The 13,496-nt window shown below is 36.9% G+C and carries 11 protein-coding genes; 4 read left to right on the forward strand and 7 right to left on the reverse strand.

The features are described 5' to 3' along the window. A partial coding sequence (locus tag K332_RS0115410; protein ID WP_026908274.1) for a SpoVR family protein occupies window positions 1–1,330 on the reverse strand: 1,330 nt, incomplete at its 3' end. Window positions 1,331–1,486: 156 nt separating this feature from the next. Here K332_RS0115410 and K332_RS0115415 point away from each other — a divergent pair. Then, entirely contained in the window at window positions 1,487–2,476 is a 990-nt protein-coding gene (locus K332_RS0115415; protein WP_026908275.1) for a metal ABC transporter solute-binding protein, Zn/Mn family, read from the forward strand. Window positions 2,477–2,523: 47 nt separating this feature from the next. Here K332_RS0115415 and htpG read toward each other — a convergent pair whose 3' ends face one another. Beyond that, on the reverse strand, window positions 2,524–4,407 hold the full coding sequence (gene htpG, locus K332_RS0115420) for a molecular chaperone HtpG (RefSeq protein ID WP_026908276.1): 1,884 nt from the start codon (window positions 4,405–4,407) through the stop codon (window positions 2,524–2,526). 215 nt (window positions 4,408–4,622) lie between these two features. Between htpG and ymzB the strand changes: the two genes are divergently transcribed. Further along, window positions 4,623–4,973, forward strand: coding sequence for a protein YmzB (gene ymzB / locus K332_RS0115425; protein WP_026908277.1), 351 nt, complete (start codon window positions 4,623–4,625; stop codon window positions 4,971–4,973). Window positions 4,974–5,132: 159 nt separating this feature from the next. Here the strand turns inward: ymzB and yhbH are convergent, their stop codons facing one another. Both yhbH and K332_RS0115435 read right to left on the reverse strand, forming a co-directional pair. Continuing rightward, window positions 5,133–6,302, reverse strand: a complete 1,170-nt coding sequence (yhbH, locus tag K332_RS0115430) for a sporulation protein YhbH (protein ID WP_026908278.1) — start codon at window positions 6,300–6,302, stop codon at window positions 5,133–5,135. Window positions 6,303–6,486: 184 nt separating this feature from the next. Beyond that, a complete protein-coding gene (locus K332_RS0115435) occupies window positions 6,487–8,382 on the reverse strand; it encodes a PrkA family serine protein kinase (RefSeq protein WP_026908279.1) in 1,896 nt (631 codons plus the stop codon). 270 nt (window positions 8,383–8,652) lie between these two features. Here K332_RS0115435 and K332_RS0115440 point away from each other — a divergent pair, with 270 nt between their 5' ends. Both K332_RS0115440 and K332_RS0115445 read left to right on the forward strand, forming a co-directional pair. Then, window positions 8,653–9,372, forward strand: a complete 720-nt coding sequence (locus tag K332_RS0115440) for a YebC/PmpR family DNA-binding transcriptional regulator (protein ID WP_026908280.1) — start codon at window positions 8,653–8,655, stop codon at window positions 9,370–9,372. Window positions 9,373–9,602: 230 nt separating this feature from the next. Then, the gene (locus K332_RS0115445; RefSeq protein ID WP_156914216.1) at window positions 9,603–9,776 is read left to right on the forward strand and encodes a hypothetical protein; all 174 of its coding nucleotides are present in this window, start codon (window positions 9,603–9,605) and stop codon (window positions 9,774–9,776) included. Window positions 9,777–9,942: 166 nt separating this feature from the next. Here K332_RS0115445 and K332_RS0115450 read toward each other — a convergent pair whose 3' ends face one another. The 3 genes from K332_RS0115450 to K332_RS0115465 all read right to left on the reverse strand — a co-directional run bounded on the left by K332_RS0115450 (window position 9,943) and on the right by K332_RS0115465 (window position 13,490). Beyond that, the gene (locus tag K332_RS0115450; RefSeq protein WP_026908282.1) at window positions 9,943–10,797 is read right to left on the reverse strand and encodes a carbon-nitrogen hydrolase family protein; all 855 of its coding nucleotides are present in this window, start codon (window positions 10,795–10,797) and stop codon (window positions 9,943–9,945) included. A gap of 258 nt (window positions 10,798–11,055) precedes the next feature. Then, entirely contained in the window at window positions 11,056–11,562 is a 507-nt protein-coding gene (locus K332_RS22685; protein ID WP_245604706.1) for a YjbE family putative metal transport protein, read from the reverse strand. 140 nt (window positions 11,563–11,702) lie between these two features. After that, window positions 11,703–13,490, reverse strand: coding sequence for a cation:proton antiporter (locus tag K332_RS0115465; RefSeq protein ID WP_026908283.1), 1,788 nt, complete (start codon window positions 13,488–13,490; stop codon window positions 11,703–11,705). Window positions 13,491–13,496 lie beyond the last annotated feature (6 nt).

The following is a 13,496-nucleotide window of genomic DNA, read 5'->3' on the forward strand; positions in this document are numbered from 1 at the left end:
AAACCTTTCTACCCCATAATTGATAAATATAAGGCAACACATTTTCTAAATAGTGTAGGTCAAGCTCTGTCCCTTCATATCCATGCACCATGTATAATTCTCCATTACGCATGTAATCCCCATCCACGACTGTAATAAATGGAAATCCTCCATTTACGCGCATCGATACTAACTGATCGCGGATATTTTCATAGTCTTTATCAGAAATCCGGTAATAAGGACCTTGTTTTTCAAAAAGATACATATCCTCTTGTTCTACCAAGTCCTTAGTAAGGTAATTTCGAATAAAGGAGATGTCGGATTCAATTTCTCGAACTTCAAACATCTTTTCACGACCAGATCCTACTTTAACCCCACGGGCTTTCATTTCTTCTGTTGGATTATTGTATCGCTCCTCAATATCTTCAAATATTTTTAATCCTAAATAATATGGATTAATCCGCTGCTTCGATGGTTGCACAACACTGGAGTTTAACTTTGCAAATTCAACCGTTTCATTAGAAGTAAGATCTAATTCACGCATGATGCGCTGGTGCCAGTATGAAGCCCAGCCTTCGTTCATGATTTTCGTCTCAAGCTGTGGCCAGAAATACAACATTTCCTCTCGCATCATGGTAAGAATATCACGCTGCCAGTCTTCCAGTTCCCTACTGTATTGTTCAATAAATAAAAGAATATCCTTCTCTGGTTTTGGCGGGAATTTTTTACGCCGTTTTACTCTCGGCTTTGTAGTTTCTTCTTTATCATCCATATCCCACAAATCATCATAAGGTGTTTTGGATTTTTTTATTGGTGATTCCTCTTCTTCCCATTTGTATTCACCTAGTTTTGGTCGAACAATAGACGGATCAATATGTTCCTGAATAGCTAATACAGCATCCAAAAACTTTTCAACTTCTCCCTTACCATGGATTAATTCATATTCTGCAATCCGTTCCGCCGTCGCTGTCATGCTTTCCACCATATCTCTTCTCGTATTGGAAAAACGAACATTATTTTTAAAGAAATCACAATGTGCTAGAACGTGTGCAATAATAAGTTTATTTTGGATTAAGCTATTCGTATTTAACAAAAACGCATAACAAGGATCCGAATTGATAACTAATTCATATATTTGGCTCAGGCCTAAGTCATATTGTAACTTCATCCGATGAAACTGCTTTCCAAAGCTCCAATGTGAGAAACGTGTTGGCATCCCATATGCACCAAATGTATAAATGATTTCAGCTGGACAAATCTCATAACGCATTGGAAAAAAGTCTAATCCAAAGCCTTTCGCAATTTCTGTAATTTCCGCAATCGCCTTATGCAGCTCTTTTGTATCGTTCAATGATGATCCCTCCATATGTGCTTTATACAGTTTATGAACAAAAGTAGGAATGATGAACAAGATGCCTGAATAAACATAAATCGTAACCATTACTATTTACAAATCGTAATCATTACGATATAATCATTTTTGACTTTAAAAAAAGGGAGAGTATTTATGAAAAAAAGTTTACTCATAGTTAGTTTGTTAAGTTTGCTAATATTGTTAGGTGCATGTGGTAGTAATGTAAGTTCTACGGACAACGACGAAAGCACTTTATCCATTTATACATCAATTTATCCACTAGAAGATTTCACTAAAAAAATTGGCGGTTCTCATGTAAATGTGAAAACTCTTATTCCACCTGGTGCAGATAGCCATACATATGAGCCTACCTCAAAGGAAGTCCTGGATATTGCAAAAGCAGATGCCTTTATTTACAACGGACTTGGTATGGAATCCTATGCAGAAAATATTCATGATACATTGAAAGATGAGGATGTCCTAATGGTGATCGCCTCAGAGGGTGCAGAAGCAATAGCACATGTGCATGAACATGACCATGGGGAAGAATCTCACGAGCATGAGCATGAGGAAGAAGGCAGTGGAAACGAACATGAAGAGGATACCCATCATCACCACGGAGATGAGGACCCACATATTTGGCTTGATCCACACCGAGCAATTATTCTTGCCGAGAATATCAAAGATAATCTTGTAACTCTAAAACCAGATGCAAAGGAAGAGTTTGAGAAAAACTTTGAGGATGTAAAAGGGGAATTAGAATCTTTAGATGAACAGTTCCATGAATTAGTGGAAACAAAAGAAAACCCTGAAATGATGGTTTCCCATGCAGCCTATGGTTATTGGGAGGAAAGCTATGGAATTAAACAAATTCCAATCGCTGGACTATCTTCTAGTCAAGAACCTTCTCAAAGTGAGTTGGCTGAGATTATTGAATTAGCCAAAGAAAAAGAAATCAAGTATGTCATTTTTGAACAAAATGTCACGCCAAAAGTTGCGGAAGTAATTCAGGGAGAAATTCATGCTGAAGCCCTTTACTTGCATAATCTCTCTACATTAACTGAGGATGATTTAGAGAATAAGGAAGATTATTTTAGTTTAATGAAGAAGAACCTTGAAACGTTAAATGAGGCCTTAAATTAATAAGAAAAACCCAGTGCTAGGACTACTTTCTAACACTGGGTTACTATTTATGATTGAGCGACCATCACTTTACACATATTATTTGTAAATTCAACCGGATCTTCTACAGGTAATCCTTCAATTAATAATGCCTGGTTAAATAGAATATTGGTGTAAAGGTCTAGTTTATCCTTATCCTTTTCGAAAGCATCCTTTAAGGTTTGGAATACTTCATGATTTGGGTTAATTTCTAGTACTTTATCTGCCTTAATTTGCTGGTTATCTGGCATTGCGTTAATAACCTTTTCCATTTCAATGGAGATTTCTCCATCTGCCGTTAGACAAACGGGGTGTGTTCTTAGGCGTTTAGATACACGAACTTCTTTCACTTTTCCTGCTAATTTCTCTTTCATATAGCCGAAAATCTCTTTGTTCTCTTCTGTTTCTTGTTCCGAAGCCTTTTCTTCTTCAGAATCAATTCCAAGATCGTTGCTAGATACAGACTTGAATTCTTTCTCTTCATAGCTCATTAGAACACGAATCGCAAATTCATCAATTTCTTCTGTGAAATAAAGAATTTCATATCCTTTATCCGCTACAAGTTCAGTTTGTGGAAGCTTGTCTATGCGCTCAATAGATTCACCTGTGGCATAGTAAATATATTTTTGGTCTTCTGGCATTCTAGACACATACTCTGCTAAGGTAACAAGCTTCTTCTCTTTAGACGAATGGAACAACAGCAGATCTTTTAAGGTGTCTTTATTCGCACCAAATTCATTATACACACCGAACTTCAATTGACGACCAAAGGCATTAAAGAATTTCTCATAACCTTCCCTATCGTCTTTTTGTAGGCTAAGTAGCTGTTGCTTAATTTTCTTATTGATATTCTTTTCGATTAATTTAAGCTGGCGATCATGCTGAAGCATTTCACGAGAAATATTTAATGATAAATCCTCGGAATCAACAAGACCTTTTACAAAGCTAAAGTGATCTGGAATTAAATCCGCACATTTTTCCATGATCAACACGCCACTCGAATATAGTTCAAGACCTTTTTGGTACTCTTGTGAGTAATAGTCAAACGGACGATTTTCCGGTATGAAAAGAATCGCATTATAACGAATTGATCCATCGACACTTAAATGAATATGCTTTAATGGTTTATCGAAACCATAGCGCTTTTCTTGATAGAAGTTTTCATAATCTTCATCGGTAAGTTCACTTTTGTTCTTTTTCCAAATTGGAACCATGCTATTGATTGTTTCTTCTTCCGTGTAATCAACATACTCTTCACTATCATCTTCTTTTTTACTCTTTGTTACTTCCATTTTAATTGGGTAACGAATGAAGTCTGAGTACTTCTTAATAATTTCTTTTAATCGATATTCTTCTAGGTACTCTTCGTAGTTCTCATCTTCTGTATTTTCTTTAAGTTTTAATACAATCTCCGTACCAACTGTCTCTTTATCCGTTGGCTCAATTGTATAACCTTCTGCGCCTGTTGATTCCCATTTATAAGCTTGATCACTTCCAAGTGCTTTACTCGTAACAATTACTTCATCTGCAACCATAAATGCAGCATAGAAGCCAACACCAAATTGACCAATAATATCATAACCATCTTTAATTTCATTTTCTGTTTTAAAGTTAAGAGATCCACTTTTTGCAATGGTACCTAAATTGTTTTCTAGTTCTTCTTCCGTCATACCGATACCAGTGTCAGTGATTTTTAAAGTCCGTGAATCCTTGTCCGCCTCTAGTTTTATATAATAATCACTTTGGTTAAATGTTAAATTTTCATCTGTTAACGCTTTATAGTAAATCTTATCAATTGCGTCACTTGCGTTAGAGATTAATTCACGTAAAAACACCTCTTTTTGTGAGTAGATGGAATTAATCATTAGTTCCAATAAACGTTTCGATTCTGCTTTAAATTCCCTTTTTCCCATTTCAAACAACTCCTTTAGTACTTATTTTAGATAGGAAATAATAAATAGATATTTATATTTTAGCACTCCGCACTTGAGAGTGCTAATTTTTTCACTATCAAATAAATAACATATTATATTTGGTTATGTCAATTGTCTTGGTAGATTTTCTTTCAATAATGGACCCCCGCATATTTCCACATAATTTAGGAGAATTTAAGGGCAGGAGGGATACTATGAATCACCAATTTTTATCTATTGAAGAATTTAACTCACTTATTCAGCAATGGAATGGAAAGTCCGTTAAAATCACCAAGCACGAAATGGATGATGTGGATCAAACAGTAATGAATCTAAAGGATATAGCATATGAACGGAACACACGTCGAATAGATGATTATGTACCAATGCATAATTTGCTTTTAAATGGAGAGGGCCATATCAAAACACTAGCAGCTATGAGCAGTCAGCCACTTCCATCTTCTAGTTATGAAATTCCTCTACAGGATAATTCACTTTATGAATTTGATGGGGAGAAGTTTTTTATTACTACAGAGCGTGGGGTTTATAAGATTGAGTTAGCTTAAGAGTGGTTGTATGGGGATGGGAGTACTCTATTCCTCATTTTGAATACTTGCTTCGATTGAAATGATGTATAGAAGTGCTCTATTCTTCATTTTATACTCGATTGGAATGATTCAGACCAAAGCAATCCCCAGGAACGTTCTCCTGGGGATTTTCATACATCAAACCGTCACTGCTTCACGCTGAAAGAAGCTTTTCATCGCATGATATACGTCTCGTTTTTCCTTTAAAATAAAATGACGGAATTTCGGATCTTCAATTGTATTGTAAGCTCGCATTAATGTGGAATGGCGATTATAGATATTTACCTCCGCATAGCCGAACATATTGGAGACATCCATAATCTCATTAACAAGACGGATACATTTTGGGTTGTCAGAGGTAATATTTTCGCCATCTGAAAAATGAAAAGGATAGATATTATAGCGTGTGGGATTATAACGCGTTTCAATTAGTTCAATCGCTTTTGTATAAGCAGAAGAGCAGATGGTTCCACCGCTTTCTCCTTTATTAAAAAATTGGTCCTCTGTTACTTCTTTTGCCTCCGTATGATGGGCAATAAAAGCGATATCTACATGCTCATATTTCGTTTTTAAAAATCGAGTCATCCAGAAAAAGAAACTTCTTGCCATATACTTTTCAAACGACCCCATCGAGGCACTTGTATCCATCATGGCTAGAACAACTGCCTTCGATTCTGGTTTCACTATTTCATTCCAGGTTTTAAATCGCAAATCATCATTATAGATTGGCACGATTCCTGGATTACCTTCTCTTGCATTTCGCTTCAATGCTGTTAAAATGGTTCGCTTTTTATCAACATTCCCCATCAACCCTTTTTTCCGTACATCATTAAACTCTATTCTTTCTGTTACAATCTCAGCCTTTTCTTTTTCCTGTAAATTTGGTAGTTCTAATTCCTTAAATAGGGCTTCCTCTAACTTTTCTAACGACACCTCAGCTTCATAGTAGTCATTTCCAGGCTGATCGCCTGCCTTCTTTCCACCGCCAGGACCAGTTCCTTGTTGCCCTTTTGCATTTGGGTCTTTTCCTACTACATCTCCAACTTTACTATCTCCGTTCCCTTGCCCTACATGCTTTGATTTGTTGTAGTTGTATCGGATTTTGTATTCGTCTAATGAACGGATTGGAATTTTGATTACGTCTCGCCCATTTGACATCACGATACTTTCTTCACTGATTAAATCAGGTAGATTATTCTTAATGGCTTCCTTTACTTTATCCATGTGGCGCTGTTGATCTTGAAAGCCTTTGCGATGGAGGGACCAGTTTTCCTCGGAGATGACAAAGTTTTGTTTACCTTCCTGCACGAACATCCCCTCCTATTCATTTTGGGTATTGAAAAAGTATCGATTTCTTCTGGAAAATTCGATACTTTTCTCTATAATATGCAGCTAGGCGCATATTATTGCATTTTATTAAAAATAATAGATTAAAAAAAGGTAACAAGACTAGCTACCCTAGCCAATCTTGTTACCTTATCGTCATGCATATTTATCGATTCAATAAACTTCCAACATATCGTAGTAATTCATTAGCTGAAACGGAATTATACCCATGTTCATCTATTAATCTAGCAATTACTTCATTAATTTTCTTAAGCTGGGATTCATCTGGAGTCTTCGATGAGGTGGTAATTTTCACCACATCTTTCAAATCTGCAAATAACTTCTTCTGAATTGCCTCACGAAGTCTTTCGTGTGAGTTATAATCGAATCGCTTTCCTTTTCTTGCATAAGCCGATATACGAATTAATATCTCTTCACGGAATGAGCGCTTTGCATTTTCTGAAATTCCAATTTGTTCTTCAATCGAACGCATTAGCTTTTCGTCTGGATTCATTTCCTCTCCCGTTAACGGATCCCTCAGCTTGTTTTTATTACAATAAGCCTCCACATTATCCAGGTAATTATCCATTAACGACTTTGCAGATTCTTCATAGGAGTACACAAATGCTTTCTGAACTTCCTTCTTAGCAATTTCATCGTACTCCTTTCTTGCAATGGATATATAATTCATATAGGTCTCTTTATCTTCCTCTGAAATCGATGCATGCTGTGCTAACCCCTCTTTTAAGGAACGCAATACATCAAGTGCATTGATGGATGGTACTTCTTTTCGAATAATAGCAGATGAGATTCGGTTAATAACATAACGCGGATCAATACCATCCATTCCCTCTGTCGGGTACTCGTTTTTTAAATCCTCCACATCTACTTGGTTATAGCCTTCCACATTTTCACCATCATAGAGGCGCATTTTCTTCAATAAATCCATTCCCTGTTTCTTCGAGTCTTCTAATCTCGTTAGCACCGAGAAAATGGCAGCAACACGTAATGCATGTGGGGCAATGTGAACATGTGCTATATCACTTTGATTAATCATTTTTTTATAAATACGTTCTTCTTCACTCACTCTTAGGTTATATGGAATTGGCATCACAATAATCCTGGAGTGAAGAGCTTCATTTTTCTTATTCGAAATAAATGAACGGTATTCCGATTCGTTCGTGTGCGCAACGATGAGTTCGTCGGCAGAAATGAGCGCGAACCGGCCCGCTTTAAAATTCCCTTCCTGTGTTAACGAAAGTAAATGCCACAAGAACTTCTCATCACATTTTAACATTTCCTGAAACTCCATCATCCCACGATTTGCCTTATTTAATTCCCCGTCAAAACGATATGCTCTCGGGTCAGACTCTGAGCCATATTCAGCAATCGTAGAGAAATCAATGCTACCAGTTAGATCAGCAATATCTTGAGACTTCGGATCTGACGGACTAAAGGTTCCAATTCCCACACGCTTATCCTCAGAAAGGAAGATACGCTCTACCATAACATCCTCAACACGGTCACCATATTCTTTTTCTAACCGCATAGTATTGAGGGGCGAGAGACTACCTTCAATACGAATACCATATTCGTTGGAAAAGTCCTCGCGTAAATGATTCGGAATGAGGTGTAAGGGATCTTCATGCATCGGACAGCCTTTTATTGCATAAACGGCACCTTCATCCGTACGGGAGTATTTTTCCAACCCTCGCTTTAACATAGTTACAATAGTAGATTTACCCCCACTAACCGGGCCCATTAATAGTAAAATACGTTTTCTTACATCTAATCGCTTTGCGGCTGGATGAAAGTATTCCTCAACAAGTCGCTCAATTGCTTCTTCTAAACCAAATATTTCTTCCCCGAAAAACTCATACATCTTACGACCATTACGCTCTTTAACCCCAGATGCTTTAATCATATTATAAACTCGCGAATGAGCAGTCTGGGCAACTTCAGGTCTTTCCTTGATTATATTTAGATACTCCGCGAATGTACCTTCCCACTTCAGACGATTCTCTTCCTCACGATAACTCTTCACCTTGTTAAGAATATCCATGTTTGAATTCCCTCCATCTTGGACGCGGTTTATATAGCTTATGCAAGATATGGTGCTGAGATGCCGACAAGTTTAGGCAAAGGGATGTCCAGGCGTGAGCACCCAAAGGTAAGTATGGTATATCAATTTCATGTTTTATTCTTTTTAAATGCCACTGCAAGTTTTCAAGGAAAATATTCTGATGTATAATAATGAAGTCGATGGGTTGAAACCCTATAGTAACTATATTAAAATTTTATTCAGAGTCATAAAGAAAGTGAGATGTCTTTCATGGGACGTAAATGGAATAATATTAAAGATAAAAAGGCAGAAAAGGATAAAAACACGAGTCGAATCTATGCTAAGTTCGGACGCGAGATTTATGTTGCTGCTAAACAGGGTGAGCCAGATCCTGAGGCGAACCAAGCACTTAAGGTTGTCTTAGAACGCGCAAAAACCTATAGTGTTCCAAAACATATTATCGAAAAAGCAATCGATAAAGCCAAAGGTGGAGATGACGAAAGCTATGACGAGCTTCGTTACGAAGGATTCGGACCAAATGGCTCTATGCTTATTGTGGATACATTAACAAATAACGTAAATAGAACAGCATCAGAAGTACGTGCTGCTTTTGGAAAAAACGGTGGTAACATGGGTGTTAGTGGATCTGTTGCCTATATGTTTGATGCAACTGCAGTATTCGGTGTTGAAGGAAAAACTGCTGATGAAGTACTAGAGCTTTTAATGGAAGCTGATATTGATGTTCGTGATGTATTAGAAGAAGAGGAAACTGTGATTGTTTATGCAGAGCCAGATCAGTACCATGCTGTACAAGAGGCTTTCAACAACGTTGGCATTACAGAGTTTACCGTTGCTGAATTAACGATGCTACCTCAAAATGAAGTAGAATTGGATGAGGAATCCAAAGCACAATTTGAAAAATTAATTGATGTTTTGGAAGACCTGGAAGATGTTCAGCAGGTTTACCATAATGTTGATTTAGGTGAATAACAGAACGTAAAGAACGTCCTTGTATTAAAGGATGTTCTTTTTAGTAAGTCCTAAGTATTTACTAACTAATAAGAATATGACTCTTTACCCACTAACTCCTAAAAAATAGTACAAAGTAACGATATTTCGACAAATTATTCAGAAGGTATCTTTACCGTAGCTACATAGCCTCTTAATAGTAAGACGATACAATGATACATGTACCAAATAAAATTCATGAGGTGATCGAAGTGAAATTAAGAAAGTTATTTTTGACTATGTTAATCATGATTCTATCAACAGGAGTTTTATTTGCATGTTCATCAGATGACAAAGAAGACCCAGATACAAATGATGATACGACGGAACAACAAGACTCCGGAGATGCTGAAACAGATTCAGACACTGAAGAGGATCAGGAATAATACGAATACAAACGAGGGAAGCCTTCCATACACTTGGGGCTTCCCTTATAGATTTCCCCTCTACTTCTTACGTGAGAAGGTACAATACTCATCACCTTTTTAGTAGACGCTTATGTCGTCGGAAAGTCTTTATACTTTCCTAACCACAAATACATCCAATCCCATCTTATTTACTAAGATCGGGGTATAAATCTAGTCTTCTATCCGTCCAAGTTGTTACCGATCCTTCTTCCCTAACTTTATACAACAGTGATAAATCTAGATCAGCGGTGATAATCATATCGTGGTTAAATTCACCTTCCATTAAAATTCCGTTTTTCGGAAAAGGAATATCATTTGGTGTGATCACAGCTGCTTGTCCGTAATTAGCATGCATAAAGTCCACATTACGTAGTGCACCAACCGTACCAGTTGTTACGACATACAATTGATTTTCGATTGTTCGAGCATGGCATGTATAGCGTACACGATTAAAGCCATGAAGGTCATCTGTACAAGATGGAGCAAAGATAACGTCCGCCCCCATGCCACGGACCATCCGAACAATTTCCGGAAACTCCATATCATAGCATGTTAATAAAGCAATTTTTCCTTTATTCGTCTCGAAAACTTGAATAGACTCACCTGGAGTAATATTCCAATCTCTTTTCTCTGTTGGAGTCATATGAAGCTTTGGTTGTTCAGCTACTTGACCATCTGGATAAAATAGATGGGCTGTATTATATAATTTATCGCCTTTTCTTGTTACATGGGTTCCACCGATGATGTGCATACCTGTTTCTTTTGCTAAGCCTTGAAACAATTCCAGATATTTTAGTGAATAATTTGGAAGTTCATTAACAAGTCCTACCGTATCATCAGATATTGATAGCAACTGGGTAGTAAAGAACTCTGGAAACAGAACAAATTCAGAATCATACTCTTTTGCTGTTCGAACATAATGTGTCACTTGAGCGGCAAAGTCTTCAAAACTATTTATTTTTTCTAGGTGGTATTGTACCGCTGATACTCGTAATTTCATATGAAGTATACTCCTTTTAGTCATTTATATTTGTACTATATTTCATTGCTTCCATTTCTTCAATCATAATTATTTCCGTATTTCTTATGACATGAAAAGTACCCATTACGAAAGAAATTACCGATGCTTCCTTTGTACTCCTCCTATCGTTAGCGTACCAACAATTAATCCAAATAACAACACTGGTTCTATCGACGTATTTGAAGTAAAGTTTTGAATGAATTTTTCTTTTACCATCATTTCCCCTGCTGTCCATGCTTATAGTGCAGAGCCTATGTATATGACAAAAGGATACTTTTCCATAATTTTTAATATAAATTGGCTGGCAAATAGCATGATTGGAATACTTAGTATAATCCCACTTATAATTAACAACATATTGTTACCCGCCACCGCCACGATCCCCAATACATTATCTAAGCTCATTAACATATCAGCGAATATAATAATAACGATTGCTTCCTTTAAAGAATTACCTGTTTTAATTTTATTTTCCTCCATTTCTTTTTCTACTAGAAGCTTATAAGCCACCAACAAAAGAAGAATTCCACCGATTAAGTGGATATACGGGAGTTTTAACAAATACATAACAATAACCGTAAATAATATCCGAAATAATACTGCACCAACTGTTCCCCAAATAATGGCTTTACTTTTCAAATTGGAAGGTAGATTTCGGCTAGCCATGGCAATTACTACCGCGTTATCCCCGCTTAAAATTAAATTGATTATCAATATCTTCACAAAGGGCTCTATGAATTCCAATAAAGGTTCTCACCCCATTCCCTTATTGACTTTGTAAAAAAACTTGTCCTTAAAAAGACTATGAATAAAAAAGTTATTCCATTACTTCTTAAATAAAATAACCGAACAGCATCACAACTGTTCGGCATTCCCGTTTAAACCTATTTCTTTGTTAACACTACCAACTGGTCTCCTTCTTCTAATGTTAAATGTTGCTTTAATGTAGCGAATGTAAGTGACTCATCTTTCTTCCGGATAAATAACCAACTATCCTCCCCTTGCATTTCCTCTTGCTTCACTAGTGACTTATCCTGGTCGTCCATCTCAATGGTTTTAAATGTATAGCCAGATCTAATTTTATGATGAAGTTCTTCATAACTTTTCCCAAAAAGAAGATTTCCTTTTAATGATGGTGGAACTCCTTTTTTGGAATCCTCATCAAGGGATGTAACTGGAAGTGCAAATGTATGATGATAACCGAAAGTTGGTACGTAAGACTGGCAGACAAGGGCATTGTATGCAGCTTCATCAGTCATGGATAAAATAGACTGATATGATGTTAGATCAATACTAAACTGGGTATGTTCTGACAGTATTTCCCCATAAAAGGTCTTGATTCCCTGTTGCCTAGCTTTTATCAAATGCTCCAAGGTATGGTCTGCAATCAATACTGGGATACCCATCTCCTTACAATACGATGCAAACGCAACTGAAAATTCATTTGCTCCAACAATTAAAATTCCTGGGGGCTCTGTATTTGCCAAGCCTAGTTTCTTTGCAAAAGGGGTAATCGTAAAACCATGGGCACAAACTGTGATAAAGACCAATGCAAATGTGATTGCGGTAAGTATTGTTGCTTCCTCATAACCATCTTCTAACAGGATATTAGCAAAGTACCCTGAAACAGTTAAAGCCACAATTCCTCTTGGCGCAATCCAGGAAATGAGCGTCTTCTCTGGATTCGTCAACTCTGTACCTATTGTCGCAATCCATATCGATAAAGGCCGAACGAGAAAGAGCATTGCAAGAACAAAGGTAATAATTGGCCAACTTAAAATTTGTTCAAAAACTTCCCGAGGTAAAGATGCCGTTAACAAAATGAACACAGTAGAAGTAAGTAGAACAGAGACATTTTCTACAAAATGCGTGGTACTTTTTATAGATGAAACATATTTTTTACTTCTCCCCAATGTAATTCCCATAACAGTAACCGCAAGCATTCCAGTTTCATGCATGAGAAATTCTCCTGCGCTAAACACTATAAGAATAAAGGAAATAATAATCGGTGATTTTAAGTACTCTGGTAATAATCCCCGACCTATCATAATGCTAACAAGGATACCTATTGCCAGCCCTACAACACCAGCTATAATAGCCCAGAAAAAGAATGGCACCATCTCCTTTAGACCGGAATTGCTAGAAGTTACTTTAACAACCTCATACGCAAATAGGGCTAGCAACGGGCCTGCTGGGTCAACAATGATTCCTTCCCACTTCAACGCTGCAGCCACTCTAGGTTTTAATTTTGCCTGCCTTAAAAGTGGAATAATGACGGTTGGACCAGTTACGACAAATAACCCACCAATAATAAAAGAAACTTCCCATCCCAATCCAGCAATATAATGAGCTGCTAATGAACCACCAATCCAAGCAAGGAATGCCCCAATCGTTACAATTCGCAAAACAGATTTTGATATGCCTTTTAACTCGCGAATGTCTAGACTAGAACTCCCCTCAAATAATATGATAGTTACCGCCAATGAAATAATCGGACTATAAAACTCATCTAACGCTTGGTCAGGATTAACCAGACCGAATACAGGGCCAATTAAAAGACCTGCTATCGACATGATAACTATTGATGGCCATTGAATTTTCCATGCTAACCATTGTGAAAAGATACCTAGAACTACTATGACAACAATACTGTACAGTGCAATATTTTCCATATTTCA

It is taken from the genome of Paucisalibacillus globulus DSM 18846 (assembly GCF_000482485.1).
In the GTDB taxonomy this organism is placed as follows: Bacteria; Bacillota; Bacilli; order Bacillales; family Amphibacillaceae; genus Ornithinibacillus; species Ornithinibacillus globulus.